The organism is Bradyrhizobium sp. CCBAU 11357, assembly GCF_028128865.1.
Classification (GTDB): domain Bacteria; phylum Pseudomonadota; class Alphaproteobacteria; order Rhizobiales; family Xanthobacteraceae; genus Bradyrhizobium.
This window is the reverse complement of the sequence record NZ_LBJW01000108.1, coordinates 205124-222355: the sequence shown is the minus strand read 5'-3', so window position 1 is coordinate 222355 and position 17232 is coordinate 205124. Positions and strand designations below refer to the sequence as shown.

15 protein-coding genes and 1 tRNA gene are annotated in these 17232 nt (G+C 64.8%); 10 read left to right on the top strand and 6 right to left on the bottom strand.

Features of this window, described 5'->3' with window-relative positions:
* The first annotated feature begins 179 nt into the window (after window positions 1-179).
* The 4 genes from XI05_RS27820 (at window position 180) to XI05_RS27805 (ending at window position 6800) form a co-directional block, all read left to right on the top strand.
* Window positions 180-887, top strand: a complete 708-nt coding sequence (locus XI05_RS27820) for a hypothetical protein (protein WP_271507748.1) — start codon at window positions 180-182, stop codon at window positions 885-887.
* Between the two features lie 289 nt (window positions 888-1176).
* Window positions 1177-3006 carry a caspase family protein gene (locus tag XI05_RS27815; protein WP_271507745.1) on the top strand — a complete coding sequence of 610 codons (1830 nt, stop codon included), beginning with the start codon at window positions 1177-1179 and terminating at the stop codon, window positions 3004-3006.
* Window positions 3007-3042: 36 nt separating this feature from the next.
* Complete coding sequence (locus XI05_RS27810; protein ID WP_271507742.1) at window positions 3043-4866, top strand: caspase family protein; 1824 nt, start codon at window positions 3043-3045, stop codon at window positions 4864-4866.
* 83 nt (window positions 4867-4949) lie between these two features.
* A complete protein-coding gene (locus XI05_RS27805; RefSeq protein WP_271507737.1) occupies window positions 4950-6800 on the top strand; it encodes a caspase family protein in 1851 nt (616 codons plus the stop codon).
* A gap of 302 nt (window positions 6801-7102) precedes the next feature.
* On the opposite strand, the gene XI05_RS27800 is transcribed toward XI05_RS27805, so the two are convergent.
* Both XI05_RS27800 and cysE read right to left on the bottom strand, forming a co-directional pair.
* Window positions 7103-7321 (bottom strand): DUF3126 family protein, encoded by a 219-nt coding sequence (locus XI05_RS27800; protein ID WP_007602550.1) that lies wholly within the window; start codon window positions 7319-7321, stop codon window positions 7103-7105.
* Window positions 7322-7451: 130 nt separating this feature from the next.
* Window positions 7452-8276, bottom strand: a complete 825-nt coding sequence (gene cysE, locus XI05_RS27795) for a serine O-acetyltransferase (protein ID WP_172783075.1) — start codon at window positions 8274-8276, stop codon at window positions 7452-7454.
* A gap of 290 nt (window positions 8277-8566) precedes the next feature.
* Here cysE and XI05_RS27790 point away from each other — a divergent pair, with 290 nt between their 5' ends.
* Both XI05_RS27790 and XI05_RS27785 read left to right on the top strand, forming a co-directional pair.
* A complete protein-coding gene (locus XI05_RS27790) occupies window positions 8567-9970 on the top strand; it encodes a hypothetical protein (protein ID WP_271507734.1) in 1404 nt (467 codons plus the stop codon).
* Between the two features lie 134 nt (window positions 9971-10104).
* Window positions 10105-10926, top strand: coding sequence for a dienelactone hydrolase family protein (locus XI05_RS27785; RefSeq protein ID WP_271507732.1), 822 nt, complete (start codon window positions 10105-10107; stop codon window positions 10924-10926).
* 207 nt (window positions 10927-11133) lie between these two features.
* On the opposite strand, the gene XI05_RS27780 is transcribed toward XI05_RS27785, so the two are convergent.
* Window positions 11134-11547, bottom strand: a complete 414-nt coding sequence (locus tag XI05_RS27780; protein WP_271507729.1) for a hypothetical protein — start codon at window positions 11545-11547, stop codon at window positions 11134-11136.
* 108 nt (window positions 11548-11655) lie between these two features.
* On the opposite strand from XI05_RS27780, the gene XI05_RS27775 reads away from it, so the two are divergent.
* Window positions 11656-12591 (top strand): LysR family transcriptional regulator, encoded by a 936-nt coding sequence (locus XI05_RS27775; RefSeq protein ID WP_271507726.1) that lies wholly within the window; start codon window positions 11656-11658, stop codon window positions 12589-12591.
* A gap of 94 nt (window positions 12592-12685) precedes the next feature.
* Here XI05_RS27775 and XI05_RS27770 read toward each other — a convergent pair whose 3' ends face one another.
* Both XI05_RS27770 and XI05_RS27765 read right to left on the bottom strand, forming a co-directional pair.
* Window positions 12686-13441: an alpha/beta fold hydrolase gene (locus XI05_RS27770; protein WP_271507724.1), complete on the bottom strand. Its 756-nt coding sequence runs from the start codon at window positions 13439-13441 to the stop codon at window positions 12686-12688.
* A gap of 164 nt (window positions 13442-13605) precedes the next feature.
* Window positions 13606-14742, bottom strand: a complete 1137-nt coding sequence (locus XI05_RS27765; RefSeq protein WP_271507723.1) for a hypothetical protein — start codon at window positions 14740-14742, stop codon at window positions 13606-13608.
* Between the two features lie 306 nt (window positions 14743-15048).
* Between XI05_RS27765 and XI05_RS27760 the strand changes: the two genes are divergently transcribed.
* Both XI05_RS27760 and XI05_RS27755 read left to right on the top strand, forming a co-directional pair.
* A complete protein-coding gene (locus XI05_RS27760; RefSeq protein WP_007602543.1) occupies window positions 15049-15294 on the top strand; it encodes a zinc-finger domain-containing protein in 246 nt (81 codons plus the stop codon).
* 20 nt (window positions 15295-15314) lie between these two features.
* On the top strand, window positions 15315-16517 hold the full coding sequence (locus XI05_RS27755; RefSeq protein WP_271507720.1) for an FAD-dependent monooxygenase: 1203 nt from the start codon (window positions 15315-15317) through the stop codon (window positions 16515-16517).
* A gap of 25 nt (window positions 16518-16542) precedes the next feature.
* Here XI05_RS27755 and XI05_RS27750 read toward each other — a convergent pair whose 3' ends face one another.
* The gene (locus tag XI05_RS27750) at window positions 16543-16965 is read right to left on the bottom strand and encodes a twin-arginine translocation pathway signal (protein WP_271507718.1); all 423 of its coding nucleotides are present in this window, start codon (window positions 16963-16965) and stop codon (window positions 16543-16545) included.
* A 172-nt stretch (window positions 16966-17137) separates the two neighbouring features.
* Here XI05_RS27750 and XI05_RS27745 point away from each other — a divergent pair.
* A tRNA-Leu gene (locus tag XI05_RS27745) sits at window positions 17138-17226 on the top strand.
* The last annotated feature ends 6 nt before the right edge of the window (window positions 17227-17232 follow it).

Below are 17232 nucleotides of genomic sequence, written 5' to 3'. Positions count from 1 at the left end.
GACAAAGAGTGCGCCTTAACGCTACATTATCCTTAAGGAAAGGTTAACGCGGCGGCCGGCCCGCGCAGGGGCCGTCCCCGCTTCCCGCAGCCGGGAACGCTCCGCGAAACCGCCGTCGCATGGCATATTCGCCGCTGATTCGTCGGCCATCGGCCGACCTCCGGTCGACCTCGCAATTCATGACTTTGTTCTCGGCAGCTTCCCTCAGGTCCCCCCGCACGCGCACCCGGGCGCACGTCGTCCCGATCGTGCTCGGCGGCGCTGCCGCGGCGTGTGCGGTCGCGCTCGTCGCCTATCTGTTGTGGCCGACCTGGGGCAGCGGCGGCGCGAACGCCCCAGACAAGCTGCCGGTGAGTGTCGGCGGCACGTTGTTCAACCTGCCGGTCACCGCGATCCGGATGAAGATCCAGCGGCACTCGGGGCCGCAGGAACGCATCGATCTCGACTTCCTCTATCCCTCGCTGGAGCCGCCCGGCGCGCCCAAGCACGTCACCTCCGACACGGCGGAAGCGGCGCTGCAAGCGATCGACCGCATCTTCCTGTCGATCGCGGCCCATCACGATGCGCTCTCGCCCGAGCAGCGGACGACGACGATCTATCCGCGCTATCTCGACCGGGCCGCGGCGATGCCTGCGGACGGCCTGACGATGCGGATGTTCCGCACCGACACGCCCTACGGCAGCGAGGACCTCTATTCCGCAACAAGCCCCGCGCTGACCGCGCGCTGCACGCGCGATGCGGCCACCCCGGGCATGTGCCTCGCCGAGCGCCGCGTCGGCGGCGCCGACCTCACCTTCCGCTTTCCACGAAGCTGGCTGTCGCAATGGCGCGACGTGGCGGAGGCGATGGACAGGCTGACGGCGCAGCTGCGCGGGCCGCGGGGCTGAGCGGGGCCGGCTGGAGCCTCCAAAACAAAAAATCGAAAACAACCCCATGCACAGTAGCCAAGCGTGGGCAGCATCGAGCATTTTCGTATTTTTCGAATAATGATTGACCTGTCGGGGCAAAACAGGGCATGATGCCACGACGCGTTGGCCCACTAGAGGGGTCCGGCGTCTTTCACCGGCACCGGGGTTTGCCCGGATGGCCGCATGGATATGTGACTGATATCACTGAGCACAGATTGCGTTTGACTATCCTGCGAATAATCTGACGCTATTGCATTCGGGGGCTGGAATGCGGCTTCGGCTGTTTGTTTTGTTGATTGTTGCGATCTGGGTCGGAGCCGGACCGGCGCTGGCCGAGAAGCGCGTCGCGCTCGTCATGGGCAACTCGGCCTACACGAACGTGGCAAGGCTGGCGAACCCCGCGAACGATGCCGCCCTGGTCGGTGGCATGTTCAGGAAGGCCGGGTTCGATATTGTCGACATCAAGCTCGACCTCTCCGTCGTCGACATGCGCAAGGCATTGCGCGAGTTCGGCAGCAAGGTCCGAGATGCGGACGTTGCAGTCGTCTACTACGCCGGCCATGGCATCGAGCTTGACGGCACCAATTATCTGATCCCGACCGATGCCGCGCTCGAGACCGACACCGACGTTCTCGACGAGGCGTTCCCGCTCGACCGGGTGCTGTTTGCGGTCGAGCCGGCCAAGCAGCTGCGCCTCGTCATCCTGGATGCCTGTCGCGACAATCCGTTTGCCAAGACGATGAAGCGTACCATCGCCTCCCGCGCCATCGGCCGCGGCCTTGCCAAGGTCGAGCCGACCAGCCCGAATACGATGGTTGCCTTCGCGGCCAAGGCGGGCTCGACTGCCTCGGACGGTGATGCGAAGAACAGCCCGTTTGCCACGGCTCTGGTCGACCGCCTGCCGACGCCGGGGCTCGACCTCGGCAAGGCCTTTCGATTCGTTCGCGATGATGTGCTCAAGACCACCGGCAACAAGCAGGAGCCTTTCGTGTACGGCTCGCTCGGCGGCGACGATGTGCCGCTGGTTGCGGCCAAGCCAGTCGTCACCGGCCCTCAAGCCAACCCACAGGACACCGTACGTCGTGACTATGAACTGGCGCTTCAGCTTGGTACGCGTGACGGCTGGACCGCCTTCCTCGCTAGCTTTCCCAGCGGTTTCTATGCCGATCTGGCCAAAGGTCAGTTGAACAAGATTGCCGCCGAAGAAACCCGCGCCGCCGCTGCGGAGAAGGCCAGACAGGCCGAGGACGAGAAGGCCCGGCTGGTGTCCGACCGCGCCAGGAAGGCCGAGCAGGAGAAAGCAGCAGCCGCCGCGAAGGCCGCTGAGGACGCCAAGGCCGCGGCAGAGAAAGCCAAGCAGGTCGAGGAAGCCAAGGCAGCTGCTGCCGAGCAGCGCAGGAAGGACGCAGAAGCGGCTGTCGCCAAAGCCTTGGCCGACAAGCAGGCTGCCGAAAAGGCGCTCACCGACAAGATTGCGAACGACAGGGTCGTCGCCGAGAGGCAGGTGACCGAGAAGCCGCAAATTGCCGATGGCCAACAGAAAGTTGCAGCCGTTGCCCCAACCTCATCGCAGCCGAGCCTGTCCCCCGCGGAAACGGCGAAGCTGGTTCAGTCCGAGCTGCGCCGTGTCGGCTGTCTGGCCGCAGCTGCCGACGGCGACTGGAATGCGTCGTCGCAACGCTCGCTGACGCTGTTCAACAAATATGCGGGTACGAAATTCGACGCCAAGCTCGCGAGCTTCGACGCGCTCGATGCCATCAAAGCCAAGCCGGGCCGGGTCTGCCCGCTGGTGTGCGACCACGGCTTCAAGGCCGATGGCGATGCTTGCGTGAAGATCGCCTGCCGTGCCGGCTATCGCGTCAATGACGACAATGAATGCGAGAAGGTGCAGGACAAGAAGCCGGTTGCAACCCGCGACGATGCCAAGAAGCGGGACACGGAGCGGAAACAAACTGAAGCGGCTCCTTCGAAGCCCTCCGCATCCGGGCAAATGTACTGCAACAACGCGGGCTGTCGACCCGTCGCCAAAGGGTGTCGCCTGGATACCCTGGCTCGCAATGGCAATATCGTTACTTCGCCTCGCGAAATCTGCGATTGAGCGGCCTCGGAGGCTGCTTGGTGACTTGGGGCTGTTATGAGCGCGCTTCGGTTTCTCTTGTTGATTCTTGCCGTATGGCTCGGATGCGGTCCGGCAATGGCCGAGAAGCGCGTCGCGCTCGTCATGGGCAACTCGGCCTATAAGAGCGTGGCGCGGCTGGCGAACCCCGCGAACGATGCCGCGCTGGTCGGCGGCATGTTCAGGAAGGCCGGGTTCGATATCGTCGACATCAAGCTCGATCTGTCCGTCGTCGACATGCGCAAGGCGTTGCGCGAGTTCGGCAGCAAGGTCCGCGACGCGGACGTTGCGGTCGTCTACTACGCCGGCCATGGCATCGAGCTCGACGGCACCAATTATCTGATCCCGACCGACGCCGCCCTCGAGACCGACACCGACGTTCTCGACGAAGCCTTCGCGCTCGACCGGGTGCTGTTTGCGGTCGAGCCGGCCAAGCAGCTGCGCCTCGTCATCCTGGACGCCTGCCGCGACAATCCGTTCGCCAAGACGATGAAGCGCACCGTCGCGTCCCGCGCCATCGGCCGCGGCCTGGCCAAGGTCGAGCCGACCAGCCCGAACACCATGATTGCCTTCGCGGCGAAAGCAGGCTCGACCGCCTCGGATGGCGATGCCAAGAACAGCCCGTTTGCCACCGCGCTGGTCGAACGCCTGCCGACGCCGGGGCTCGACCTCGGCAAGGCGTTTCGGTTCGTCCGCGATGATGTGCTCAAGACCACCGGCAACAAGCAGGAGCCTTTCGTGTACGGCTCGCTCGGCGGCGACGATTTGGCCCTGGTTCCGGCCAAGCCGGTCGCGACCGGGCCGCAGGCCAATCCCCAGGACACCGTACGTCGCGACTATGAGCTGGCGCTTCAGCTGGGGACGCGCGACGGCTGGACCGCCTTCCTCAATAGCTTTCCCAGCGGTTTCTATGCCGATCTCGCCAAGGGCCAGCTGAACAAGATCGCCGCCGAAGAGACCCGTGCCGCGGCTGCGGAGAAGGCCAGACAGGCCGAGGACGAGAAGGCCCGGCTGGCATCCGACCGCGCCAAGAAAGCCGAGCAGGAGAAAGCAGCAGCGGCCGCGAAGGCCGCTGAGGACGCCAAGGCAGCGGCGGAGAAAGCCAAGCAGATCGAGGAAGCCAAGGCCGCAGCTGCCGAGCAGCGCAGGAAGGACGCAGAAGCGGCTGTCGCCAAAGCCTTGGCCGACAAGCAGGCTGCCGAAAAGGCGCTCGCCGACAAGGTTGCGAACGACAAGGCGGCTGCTGAGCTCGCTGTAAGGCAGGCAACTGACAAGGCGCAGGCCGAGCAGAAGGTCGCGGCGGTCACCCCAACTCAATCGTCGCCCAGTCTCTCGCCGCAGGAGACCGCAAAGCTGGTGCAGTCCGAGCTGCGCCGTGTCGGATGTCTGGCCACGGCTGCCGACGGCGACTGGAATGCGTCGTCGCAGCGCTCGCTGACGCTGTTCAACAAATATGCGGGAACGAAGTTCGACGCCAAGCTCGCGAGCTTCGAGGCGCTCGATGCGATCAAGGCCAAGCCGGGACGGGTCTGCCCGCTGGTGTGCGATCACGGCTTCAAGGCCGACGGCGACACTTGCGTGAAGATCGCCTGCCGTGCCGGCTATCGCGTCAATGACGACAATGAATGCGAGAAGGCGCAGGACAAGAAGCCGGTTGCGACCCGCGAGGATGCCAAGAAGCGAGACGCGGAGCGGAAGCAAACCGAAGCTGCTCCTTCGAAGCCCTCCGCATCTGGGCAAATGGTTTGCAACAGCGCGGGCTGCCGTCCCGTTCGGTCGGGCTGTCGCCTTGAATCAAAAGGCACAGGCCACGCCCTTGGTAACGTCGAAGTCTGCAACTGACGACGGCTCCAGGCGAGGTGCATGAATTCTGTTGCTGGCAGAACACTCCGAATACTCTCGTCGTATTCTGATTTGAGGTTGAAATGGGTGCGCTCCGGGCAATTGCCCTGTTGATATTTGCGATCTGGTTGGGCACCAGCTCCGCGCACGCCGAGAAGCGCGTTGCGCTGGTCGTGGGCAACTCGGCCTACAAGACCGTGCCAAGGCTCGCCAACCCGGCGAACGATGCCGCGTTGGTCGGTGGCATGTTCAGGAAGGCCGGGTTCGATATTGTGGACATCAAGCTCGACCTCAGCGGTTCGGAGATGCGCAAGGCGCTGCGTGACTTCGGCGGCAAGGCGCGGGATGCCGAGGTCGCGGTGGTCTATTACGCCGGGCATGGCATCGAGCTGGACGGCGTCAACTATCTGATCCCGACGGACGCGACGCTGGAGACCGACAGCGACGTGCTGGACGAAACGATTGCGCTGGACCGCGCGCTGTTCGCCGTCGAACCGGCAAAGCAGTTGCGCCTGATCATCCTCGATGCCTGTCGCGACAATCCGTTTGCGAAGACGATGAAGCGCACGATCGCCTCGCGCGCGATCGGACGCGGCCTCGCCAAGGTCGAGCCGACCAGCCCGAATACGATGATCGCCTTTGCGGCGAAGGCGGGCTCGACCGCCTCGGACGGCGATAGCAAGAACAGCCCGTTTGCCACCGCGCTGGTCGACCGCCTGCCGACGCCGGGGCTCGACCTGGGCAAGGCCTTTCGCTTCGTTCGCGATGATGTGCTCAAGAGCACCGGCAACAAGCAGGAGCCGTTTGTCTACGGCTCGCTCGGCGGCGACGACGTGGCTCTGGTTCCGGCGAAGCCGGCAGCAGCGCCGGGCCCGCAAGCCAATCCCCAGGACAGCATCCGCCGGGACTATGAGCTGGCGCTCCAGGCCGGAAACCGAGACGCATGGGAAGCCTTCCTTCAGGCTTATCCCGACGGCTTCTATGCAGGCCTCGCCCGCGCGCAACTGAAGAACGTCGCAGCCGAGGAGGCGCGCGCAGCTGCGGCTGCGAAGGCACGCCAAGCCGAAGACGAAAAGGCAAAGCTCGCCGCCGAGCGTGCGAACAAGGCCGAGCAGGAGAAGGCCGCCGCCGCCGCCAAGGCCGCCGAGAATGCCCGCCTTGCCGCGGAGAAGGCCAAGCAGATCGAGGAAGCCAAGGCGGCGGCCGCCGAGCAGCGCAGGAAGGACGCAGAAACAGCCGTCGCGAAGGCACTGGCTGACAAGCAGGCTGCCGAGAAGGCGCTCGCCGAGAAAATCGCAAACGACAAGACAGCTGCCGTGCTCGCCGCCAAACAGGCCACAGAGAAGTCTCAGCGTGAGGGTGAGCAGAAGGTCGCGGCCGTGACTCCGACTCAGTCGATGCCCGGCCTTTCGTCGCAGGAGACTGCGAAGCTCGTGCAGTCCGAGCTGCGCAGGGTCGGTTGTCATCCGGCTCCCGCGGACGGCATTTGGACCGACTCGTCGCAACGCTCGCTAACGCTGTTCAATAAATATGCCGGAACGAAGTTCGATTCCAAGCAGGCGAGCCTCGAGGCGCTCGACGCCATCAAGGCCAAGGCGAGCCGAGTCTGCCCGCTGGTGTGCGATCACGGCTTCAAGGCAGATGGCGATGCTTGCGTGAAGATCGCCTGCCGCGCCGGCTATCGCGTTAACGACGATAACGAGTGCGAGAAGGTGCAGGACAACAAGCCGGTCGCGACTCGCGAGGATGCCAAGCCGAGGGACGATGCCAGGAAGAAAGCCGAAACTGCCCCTGCGAAGCCGCAAGCCGCTGGGCAGTTGATATGCAATAGCGCGGGCTGCCGTCCGGTAAAGCCTGGATGCCGGGTGGTGCCTTATCAGCAATTCAAGCATGGGGCGGTCAGTCATGGCCAGCCTCAAGAAGAGTGCAACTAACGCGTTAGTGGCGGCTCATTTCGGGTGCTGGTATCTTGTCGTTAAAGCCTAGTGGCGCATCGCGTTCGGCGGCGCTTCCCGTGCAAAGCGGTCGCAGCACCGCTCAGTCAAGCGACTTCGTCGTGCGGACGGCACCATTGTTGCCGACACTACGGCTCGGCTGCACGTTCTCGGAAGAGATGAAGTTGCGGGCCAGCGAAGCTGACCTTCGTTATCGCGTGCGAGGCGAAATCAATCCGGGAGTCCTTTCCATCGAGGGATTCTGGATTGCTTCGCTTCGCTCGCAATGACTGAGGAGAAAACTACTCCTGGTCCACCAGGTCGTCCTCGAGGATCGCCATCTGGAACTGGAACGAGCGATCGTCGTCCTCGTCGTCGACGAAGAGCACGCCGATGAATTCCTCGCCGATATAGACTTCGGCGGAATCGTCCTTCTTCGGCCGCGGCACGACGCGGATCTTGGGATTGCCGAATACGCGCTTCAGATACGCATCCAACTTTCTGACTTCTTTGACGTCCACGGCAAGTCTCCGATCGAAAATGGTCGGCGGGTTTTAGGACGAGACGCGGCGAACCGCCAGCACGAATTGTCAAAGATTTTGGGACGAAAAGGGCCGGAAAATTCCGGCCCTTCGCAGCATCAAATCCTTCTCAGAGCCCCATCGCGTTGATCATCTGGTCCATGGTGCGCGACGGCTCGGCGCAGCCGGCCTCGCCGACGATCTTGGCCGGAACACCCGCGACGGTGACGTTGTGCGGCACCGGCTTGACCACGACCGAACCGGCGGCGATGCGCGCGCAATGGCCGATCTCGATATTGCCCAGAATCTTTGCACCGGCCCCGATCAGGACGCCGTGGCGAATCTTGGGGTGACGGTCCTCGTTCTCCTTGCCGGTGCCCCCTAACGTGACGCCGTGCAGGATCGAGACGTCGTCTTCGATCACAGCCGTCTCGCCGCAGACGAAACCGGTGGCGTGGTCGAGGAAGATGCCGCGGCCGATGCGCGCGGCGGGATTGATGTCGGTCTGGAACACCGCCGAGGACCGGCTCTGAAGGTAATAGGCGAAATCCTTGCGGCCCTTCAGATAGAGCCAGTGCGCGAGGCGATGGGTCTGGATGGCGTGAAAGCCCTTGAAGTAGAGCAAGGGATCGATGAAGCGCGAGGTCGCGGGATCGCGGTCGTAGACGGCAACGAGATCGGCGCGGAAGGCGTTGCCGAGATCAGGATCGTCGCGCAGCGCCTCGGAATAGGCCTGGCGCACGAGATCGCCCGACAGCGCGGAATGATCGAGCCGGTCGGCGACGCGGTGGACCACCGAATCTTCGAGGCGGCCGTGATGCAGCACCGCCGAATAGATGAAGGTCGCAAGCTCCGGCTCGCGTCGGACGATGTCCTCCGCTTCGCCGCGGATCCGGTCCCAGATCGGATCGAGCGATGCGAGCTTTCCTCCCGGATTGACCTGATGCACTGCCATGGATTTTCTCTTTGGAATTTTGCTCTTCGAATGGGCGTCTTTTGCTCTCTGTATAGCACAGTCTAGGCGACAAAGTCCTGACGGGCTTGCCTGAGAGTGAACAGCATCTTGCCCCACAGAGCATGCCAAGGCCTTGAAACACAACAGTTTCTTTTGACGCCCCAAGCGGCAAGGTCGGCTCAAAGTGGTCAGAGTTTCGCCAAATTCAAGCCGGGCGGCCTCAAACTATTGGTGAATTCTCTTTGAGCCGTTATTGGGGTCATTGATCCGAAGCGAGGCTGGGAGCGGATTTGAGCATCACCACCGATCAATTGCGCGCGCGCGCAGCTGATACGTTTTGGCTGCGGCTGGCGGCGGTGGCCTTGTCACTTCTCTTGCCCCTCCTGATGATCGCGCCGGCGGTCTGGAACGGCTATCCGCTGTTGCAATGGGACACCGGGGGCTATCTGGCGCGCTGGTACGAGGGCTATCTCGTCCCCAGCCGCTCCACGGTGTTCGGCCTCTACCTGCACTATGGCGAGGGTTTTGGCTTCTGGATCAACCTCGCGGTCCAGTCGCTGGCGACGCTGTGGCTGCTGCAGCTCACGCTTCGCGTGCTGGGTTTGATGCAGACCTTCCGCTTCGTCGCGATCTTCTTCTGCCTGATGCTGTCGACCGCGCTGCCCTGGCTTGCGAGCATGCTGCTCACCGACATCTTTGCCGGGCTTTCGGTACTGTCGCTGTTCCTGCTGGTGGTCGGCGCAAGCCGCACCTCGGCGCGCGAGAAGATTTCGCTGTTCGTCTTCACCGCCTTTGCCGTGGCGACCCACAGCGCCACACTCGGCGTGTTGCTGGGGCTGTGCGCCGCCGGCTGGATGGTGCGGCCGTTCGCGGGCGGGCGGCTGCCGCTCGCCGGATTGACGCAGGCGAGCCTCGCCATCATCGCGGGCGGCCTGATGCTGGTGTCGGCAAATTACGCGCTGTCCGGCAAGCTGGCCTGGACGCCCGGCGGCTACGGCGTCGCCTTCGGCCGCATGATGCAGGACGGCATCGTCGCACAATATCTCAACGACCGTTGCCCGCGTGAACGTTACAAGCTCTGCCCCTACCGCAACGAGCTGCCCGCGAGCGCCGACGAGTTCCTGTGGGGCCAGAGCATGTTCAACACGCTCGGCCGCTTCAACGGGCTCAACGATGAGATGGGCACCATCGTCGTGCAGTCGCTGAAGGATTATCCGGCCTGGCAGGCCGGCGCGGCGCTGCGCGCGATGGGGCAGCAATTGCTGCATGTGGCGACCGGCGAAGGCACCAACGGCTGGATCCCGCACACCCGCGGCATCATCGAGCGCTACATCCCCGCACAGGCCGCGCCGATGCGCGCGGCGCGGCAGCAGAACTGGGGTATCAATTTCGATTACGTGAACTGGCTGCATGTCCCGGTCGCGCTGGCCTCGATGCTGGCGCTGGTCGCGCTGCTTGCGCAAGCGCTGGCGAACCGCCGGCTGGACGATCTGACGCTGCTGGCTGGAACAGTGACGCTGGCGCTGCTCGGCAACGCCTTCATCTGCGGCGTGATCTCAGGGCCCCACGATCGCTACGGCGCGCGGATGGTGTGGGTCGCGACCTTCGTGGCGCTGATGGCCGCGGCGCGGCGTTGGGGACCTGGCGATGCGGGCCAGGACGTTCGCCAACCAGGCGGCCGCCATCGGCATTAGCAGCTTCCGCTTCGTCGAGGTCGTATTTCCATGGAGAAACGCCGCGCGGGTACGTCGCTCGGATCGACTGGACTGCCGCCTGCCCTGTACGGCGGTAACAACCGCGCTGTTTGGATTCAAAAGGGGGAAAATCTATGCATCGTGTCGCCTGCACCATTGCGGCCGCGTTGACGGTCCTATTGTCGACCCGGCTCGAGGCTGAAACGCTCTCGTTCGAGAGCGTTGTCTCTCCTTCCGAGCGGACCGCAATTCTGACTGGCACCTTGTCGCTTCCTCCAGGACCCGGGCCCTTTCCCGTGGTCGTCTTGATGCATCCCTGTGGCGGGCTCGACCGGTTTGGCGTGGCGACCCTTCAGGCGCACGCGAAGAACCTGCAAGCGGCCGGCTTTGGCGCATTCATTCTTGATAGTTTCGGGCCGCGGAATCTCGGCGGAGGAAAGGGTTGTGGACTGGAGGCCTCCCGCTTTCGAAAGGACGATGCCTTTAACGCGAAGGCTTTTCTGGAGAGGAACCCGAAAGTCAGCAAGGATAATCTATTTGCGCTCGGCTTGAGCAGCGGAGGTAGCGCAGCGATCGAGATCGCCAGGGGGAAAGCCGAAGCCCGATTTAGAGCCGTGGCGGCCTATTATCCGGAGTGCCACGCATTCAGCCCGAACTTCGCGATACAATCGCCGCTGTTGATCTTCGTTGCCGGGAATGACGACTGGACGTTGCCAGACGGCTGCCTGCGAGCCAAGAACATCAAGTGGGTGGCCGGCGCCGAATTTGACGTGGTCGAGTATCCGAACGCACATCATGGCTTCGATCAACAGCGCGACCGTCCCTTCAAATACAGAGGACACACGCTCGCCTACAGCCCCGACGCCACGGCCGACAGCCGAAAACGAGTGATTGATTTTTTCGTTCGCCACCTGACGGATGATCTCAAGACAAAAATGCGGAAGGATCGCAACTGATCCTTTGGGCCCAGGTCGGCACGTTCGAGCAGCTAGCGTCTACAACGTAAAAGATACTGGGCGAGGACGTCGAAGCGCGTGGGCACCTCAGGCAACATGGCCTCATCCGCGCCGTGACAAGAACTCCAGCACGCCGGTCTTGTAGATCTTGTCGCCGACCGCACGCATGTGATCGCTGCACCGTCACCGTAATTCATCCGCAATTTTTCACATCTCCTTGGCGAGCGCGAACAGCCGGAAATCCTCGAGCGCCGCGTGTCGATGCGGGGCGGCTTCGCGCCGGTAAGCCTCGGTATCGACGATCGAGCGGAAGGTGGCGAAATCGCCGTATTCATTGATCGCCGCTTCGTCCCAGCGTTCGCCTGACGCGCCGACGAGGCTCGTGAGGACCGGCCCGGAAAACATCCGCGCGAGCGGCTTGCCGGCCGCAAGACGCCGGAATGCCGGCCTGTAGCGTTCATGAAAAGCTTCGCGGCCCGAGCAGGGCGCGGCGTCGAATCCGTCCTCGTAACGCGCCTGCGCGCGGTAGCGCAGCAGATTGAGCATATAAACCGGCTGGCCGGGTGGAATCGCGCGCTCGGCGGCGTCAAGGGCTTGCAGGGTGATTTCGATGAGGTTCATGGGACTTCCCGCGTTTTAAGCGCCGCAGAATGCGCGCTGACGCTTCCTGAATTAGCCGTTCGGGAATGTCTCTTGTAGTGATCGCCCGGCCATGGCTATGTGGACTACATGTCCACAGCGACCTTGCCTCCCGATCTCTCGCGTCTCCTCGCCTTCGTCCGCGTCGTCGAGGCGGGCTCCTTCGCCGAAGCCGCGCGGCGGGCGGGGACGACCACCTCGGCGATGTCCAAGGCGGTTGCCCGCTTCGAAAAGGCTCACGGGTTGCGGCTTTTGCATCGCTCCACCCATTCGTTGGCTCTGACCGAGGAGGGCGACCGGCTGATGGCGGCGGGACGCGCCTTGGTTGAAAGTCTCGCCCGTGTCCAATCCGCGCTCGGCGAAGTCGCGCGCGACGATGGCGGACGGGTGCGTGTGACCGCCCCCGCTTCGTTCGCGCGCGCCTGCATCCTGCCGCGGCTGGCCGCGTTCCTGCGGGAACGACCGGAAATCGAGATCGAGGTCAAATTCCGCAACGAGATTCTCGATCTCGCGGCGGAAGGCGTCGACGTCGCGATCCGCTCAGGGCCCCTCGACCGCGCGCCCGGCCATCAGGCGCGGCGGCTTTGCACGTTCTCCTGGATCGCTTGCGCTTCGCCCGCCTATCTGAACGCGCGCGGCGCGCCGGCCACTCCCTTCGAGCTTTCCGCACACGACCACGTCGGCTTCCGCAATCCCGCGAGCGGTCAGATCCTGACCTGGCGCTTCGCCGATCCGCGCGGGAAAGGACCCATTCGCGTCACGCCCAAGCCCAAGCACATTTGCGACGACGCGCATGCTTCGCTCGCTTTGATCGCGAATGGGTTCGGGATCGGCTGGGGGCCAGCGTGGCTCGTCAGCGAAGACCTTCGCACCGGCCGGCTGGTCGAAGTGCTGGCGCCCTGGCGCGCACCTAAGGAACCGCTATGGATGGTGCGCACCTCCGACCGCCGCCCGCCCCTGCGCACGCAGCGCGTCATCTCGTTCCTCAAGACGCTTCCCGCCGTGTTCAGCGACGAGGCAGCGTGAAGCAGCGGTCGACACGGAAATTGAGGCGCCAAGAAACTGGGCTAAAGGTCCTAGGGATTGGTAGGCGAAGACCCCCGCTTGGCCCTTTGCCAACTCACCCCCGCCGTGACAGAAAATCCAGCACGCCGGTCTTGTAGACCTTGTCGCCGACCGCACGCATGTGGTCGCGGTTCGGAATGTCGAGCACTTCCGAGCCGGGGATGATGGCGCCGAGCGCGCTGGCGCTTCCTGCGACGTCGTCGGTCGAGCCGACGGCGATCAGCACCGGCACGTCGATGCGCGCGGCTTCCTCGCGGGTCATGAGATCGCGCGTGCCGCGCAGGCAGGCGGCGAGCGCGCGGCGGTCGGAGCGGGTCTGGTCGGCGAACGCGCGAAACGTGCGGCCGACGGGATCGGTGACGTCGTCCAGCGCGGGCGCCTCCAGCGCCTTCGCCACGTTCTCGCCGGGGCCGCTGCCCTCGATCAGGCCGCCGATGCCGATGCCGCCGAGGATCGCCGAGCGCAGGCGCTGCGGCTCGTTGAGGGAGAGCCAGGCCGTCATCCGCCCGCCCATCGAATAGCCCATGATGTCGGCCTGCGGGATGGCGAGATGATCCATCAGCGCGAGCACGTCGCCGGCCATCACGGGAATGGAGTATTGCGCGGGCTCGTAGAGCTTTGCGCTCTCGCCGTGGCCGCGATTGTCGAGCGCAATCACGCGCCGGCCGTTCTTGCGCAGTTCCGAAACCCAGGTCGGGTAGACCCAGTTCACGTTCTTGCTGGAGGCAAAGCCGTGCACCAGGATGATCGGATCGCCCTCGCCTTCGTCGAGATAGGCAATTTCAACGGCGCCGTTGTGGAAGCTCGGCATCATCAGTTCCGTGAGGTCTGGAGGGGAATGGCTGATCTTAGAGCACGATCCGGACAGATGTGCAGCGGTTTTTCCGCGCGACAAACGCGGAGCGCGCTTGCGCGGAGATCATGCTCAAACAATGACCCGGAGCGCGCCGACGATTGACCGCAATTTCGTCTGCTTTAGGCCTTGAGAGCCGCAGCTTCCAGCGCAGCTTCGGCGGCGATCTGCGCGCGGCGAAGCCGCCGCGCTCGCCTGCGATCGCACCAGGCCTGGGTCAGGCGCTCGGTCGTCGCCTTGATGGAGGAGAGCAGGCCGAACAGGGTCACGACCGCGCCAAACAGCCAGAGCGCCAGATCGAACGCGCCGCCGACGAGCAACAGCGCGCCACGGCCGAGCAGCTTGATGATCGCACGCGTCTTGCCGCCTTGCGCTTCCGCAAGCCGCGCCGCGCGCGCCACGTCCTTCGGGCCCTCGGCGATGCGCAGTGTATCCATGGCGCCCCGCGTGCCGGTCTTTCCGGCGACGCGCGTGACGTCCTTGCCGAGCCGGACCAGCGCACCGGCCTTCTCTGCGCGGAACGCGGCCTTGATCGCGCTCACCGTCTGCCCCGGCCGCAGCACCGAGCCCGATGCCACTGCGCTCCGGAGCATCGGCGTGTCGACGACCTCGCGCGCGGACCGGCCGGCCCATGCGGCGAGCCCCTCGCCGAGCCGTCCGAGCTTGCGCGCATCCTTCACCAGCGTCAGTCCGGCGCGCACCGGCGCGGCACCGCCGACGGAGACGTAGGTTGCCGCCGTCACCGCAAGACCGGCCGCCGCAAGAGAGAGCACGAGGCGGTCGGTGTCCTCGCCCATGGCGAGGTGCTTGCCCTCGCGCACCACGTCCCTGATGTCGCCGAACACGAACAGATCGCCGGCCACGGTCCCGGAGAGGCTCGCGACATCGTCCGCGTTGCCGGTGACGAGACCGGTGGCGAAGCGCTTGGCGAAATGCGAGGTCGAATTCTCCGCTTTCACGGCGTCGCCGACGCGGCTCAGGAGATCGTCGGGAAGCGCGATGTTGCGGTCACGCGCCAGCGCAACGAAACTGTCGGCGAGATCGGCATCGCCGGCCGCGAGCGCGGCCTCGATATTGTCCTGAACCAGGCGGTCGTTGTGCCGCAGCACTGCATCGAGTTTCAGTTCGGAGAGTGCGGCCGGATCATCCTGGGCGGCCAGGATCGCGCCGGCCTCGCGGGCATGCGGCGCCACCTGCGCGAGCATGAAGCCGCACGCGGCCACTCCCGCCAATGCCGTACTGATTCGAAGCCACTTCATGTGGAAAAGCCCGGATGCCCTTGGATGCCCGCGCGGAACGATACGCCTTTCGTCCCGATTTCACGCAACCACAGAGATAGTATGCCAAAATTGCGACACAACGTCCCCGACGAAAGAAGGGCTTCTCTCAGGCCGCAAGATTGTGTCGAATTTGCATGAGCAAATGAGCATGGGGCGCTTGCGGAGCTTTTCGGTTCCATCGACTAGCAATCATCTGCACCCGCCAGTATGGTCCGCGGCGCCTCAAAGATGCCGCGTCAGTCGTTGATTGTGTCTGCCGCCTCTGCCACTCCAGGATGAACTACGATGTCCGACCATGTCGTCCCGCACTTCCATAACGATGCCGGTGTCCCCGTCATCGAGATCGGCTCGCAAGAGTTCATGTGCGTGGGCGCCAACCCTCCGTTCGACCATCCGCACGTCTTTCTCGACCTTGGCAACGACAACGAGATCATCTGCCCCTATTGCTCGACGCTGTACCGCTTCGCGGCCGACCTGAAGGCGGGCGAAGCCCGCCCGCCGGAATGCGTGCTGAAGGACAAGGTGGCCTGACCGCGTCCACCGGTTAAGGGGTGGCGCTCTCCCGAACGATTGTCATCGCCGGTGCCGGCATCGGTGGCCTGACGGCCGCACTCGCGCTCGCCACGCGCGGCTTCCGCATCGTCGTGCTGGAAAAGGCCGAACGCCTCGAGGAAGTCGGCGCCGGCCTGCAGCTCTCCCCCAATGCCAGCCGCGTGCTGGTCGAGCTCGGCCTGACCGAACGCCTCAAGCTGCGCGCCGTCACCCCGGAGGCGGTTTCGATCATGAGCGCGCGGGCCGGCGGCGAGCTGCTGCGCATGCCGCTCGGCGAAGCCGCATCCGCGCGCGCCGGCGCGCCCTATTGGGTGGTGCACCGTGCCGACCTGCAATCGGCCCTCGCCGGCGCCGTTGCCGACCATCCCGACATCGATCTGAAGCTGGGCGCGACCTTCGAGGACGTGGCGCCTCATGCCAAGGGCCTGACGGTGGTCCATCGCAGCGGCACGATCCGCCGCAGCGATCTCGCCAGCGCGCTGATCGGCGCCGATGGCATCTGGTCGACGGTGCGCCAGCATCTGTTTCCCGAGGTGCAGCCGCGCTTCTCCGGCCTGATCGCCTGGCGCGGCACGCTCGATGCCACGCAGCTGCCGAAGGACTATACCGCGCGCCGGGTGCAGCTCTGGATGGGACCGAACGCCCATCTGGTCGCCTATCCGATCGCGGGCGGACGCCAGATCAACGTGGTCGCGGTGCTGCCGGGCACCTGGAACCGGCCGGGCTGGAGCACGCAAGGCGATCCCCGCGAGGTGATGGACGCCTTTGCCGGCCCACGCTGGCCGCCGGCGGCGCGGATGATGCTCGCCGCAGTCGACAGCTGGCGCAAATGGGCGCTGTTCGGCGTGCCCGACGGCTGCCCCTGGAGCACGGGTTCGGTGGCGCTGCTCGGCGATGCCGTGCACGCGATGCTGCCGTTCGCAGCGCAAGGCGCCGGCATGGCGATCGAGGATGCCGCCGTGCTCGCCCGGCATTTGATCCTTGCGGCCGCCGAGAGCAGCAAAGAGGTTGCCGCCGCGCTGACGCAATACGGCCGTGCCCGCCAGGCGCGGGTGCGGCGGGTGCAGCGGACCGCGCGGCAGCAGGGCCGCATCTATCATCTAAGTGGACCGCTGGCGCTCGCACGCGATCTCGCGATCCGCGCGCTCGGCCCGGAGCGCATGCTGGCGCGGCAGGACTGGATCTACGGCTGGCGGCCTTGATGCGAAGCGCGCGCGGCAGGACGCCTCAGCGGGCGGCTTTGCCGGATTTCGCTGCGGGCTTGGCGGCGGCCGCCGGCGATGCCGGAGGCGGCGGCTCCTCAGGCGGCGACTCCCGGCATCTGTTGCGGCGCCAGGCGTCCTCGGCCATTTGGGCCTGCCCGCGCACGGCGACATAATCGTTGCGATAAGCGAGCTCGGACACGACCGCCCCGCCGGTCCCTGTCTCCGCCTTCTCCATCAGCGCCCGCAGATCGTCAGTGCGCTTGGCGAGCCCCTTGCGCTCAGTCTCCAGCTGCTTGCAATCGTACAATTCGTACTTGGCGGGATCGGCGAAGGCCGGCGCGATCGTCTCGCTCACGCTGGCGCAGCCGGACAGCGCGAGGCCAGCGGCAAGCAGCGCGAAGAGCGCGCCAACGCCGCGCAGCGAAGAGAAAAACGAAGCAGCCATGCCGGATGAATAGCCCCCGTGGATTGAGAATGCCTAAAGCAGCAACAGATGTCCGGATTGAGGCTTTGCCTTGTGCGCCCGGCTCGCTTAAGGAAGAACCGTCCTTCCGGCGACGAACGCGCCAATTCCAGACCGCCGGAACGGACTTAAGTGTTTGATCTCGTTGGATCAAGCGGGCATGGCGGAATTGGTAGACGCAAGGGACTTAAAATCCCTCGGTGCGCAAGCGCTGTGCCGGTTCGACCCCGGCTGCCCGCACCAATCGAT

Excerpts from the sequence above, each read along its gene's own strand:
- XI05_RS27820 (WP_271507748.1), top strand. The coding sequence starts at position 180 with ATGACTTTGTTCTCGGCAGCTTCCCTCAGGTCCCCCCGCACGCGCACC.
- XI05_RS27815 (WP_271507745.1), top strand. The coding sequence starts at position 1,177 with ATGCGGCTTCGGCTGTTTGTTTTGTTGATTGTTGCGATCTGGGTCGGA.
- XI05_RS27810 (WP_271507742.1), top strand. The coding sequence starts at position 3,043 with ATGAGCGCGCTTCGGTTTCTCTTGTTGATTCTTGCCGTATGGCTCGGA.
- XI05_RS27805 (WP_271507737.1), top strand. The coding sequence starts at position 4,950 with ATGGGTGCGCTCCGGGCAATTGCCCTGTTGATATTTGCGATCTGGTTG.
- cysE (WP_172783075.1), bottom strand. The coding sequence starts at position 8,276 with ATGGCAGTGCATCAGGTCAATCCGGGAGGAAAGCTCGCATCGCTCGAT.
- XI05_RS27785 (WP_271507732.1), top strand. The coding sequence starts at position 10,105 with ATGCATCGTGTCGCCTGCACCATTGCGGCCGCGTTGACGGTCCTATTG.
- XI05_RS27780 (WP_271507729.1), bottom strand. The coding sequence starts at position 11,547 with ATGAACCTCATCGAAATCACCCTGCAAGCCCTTGACGCCGCCGAGCGC.
- XI05_RS27775 (WP_271507726.1), top strand. The coding sequence starts at position 11,656 with ATGTCCACAGCGACCTTGCCTCCCGATCTCTCGCGTCTCCTCGCCTTC.
- XI05_RS27770 (WP_271507724.1), bottom strand. The coding sequence starts at position 13,441 with ATGCCGAGCTTCCACAACGGCGCCGTTGAAATTGCCTATCTCGACGAA.
- XI05_RS27765 (WP_271507723.1), bottom strand. The coding sequence starts at position 14,742 with ATGAAGTGGCTTCGAATCAGTACGGCATTGGCGGGAGTGGCCGCGTGC.
- XI05_RS27760 (WP_007602543.1), top strand. The coding sequence starts at position 15,049 with ATGTCCGACCATGTCGTCCCGCACTTCCATAACGATGCCGGTGTCCCC.
- XI05_RS27750 (WP_271507718.1), bottom strand. The coding sequence starts at position 16,965 with ATGGCTGCTTCGTTTTTCTCTTCGCTGCGCGGCGTTGGCGCGCTCTTC.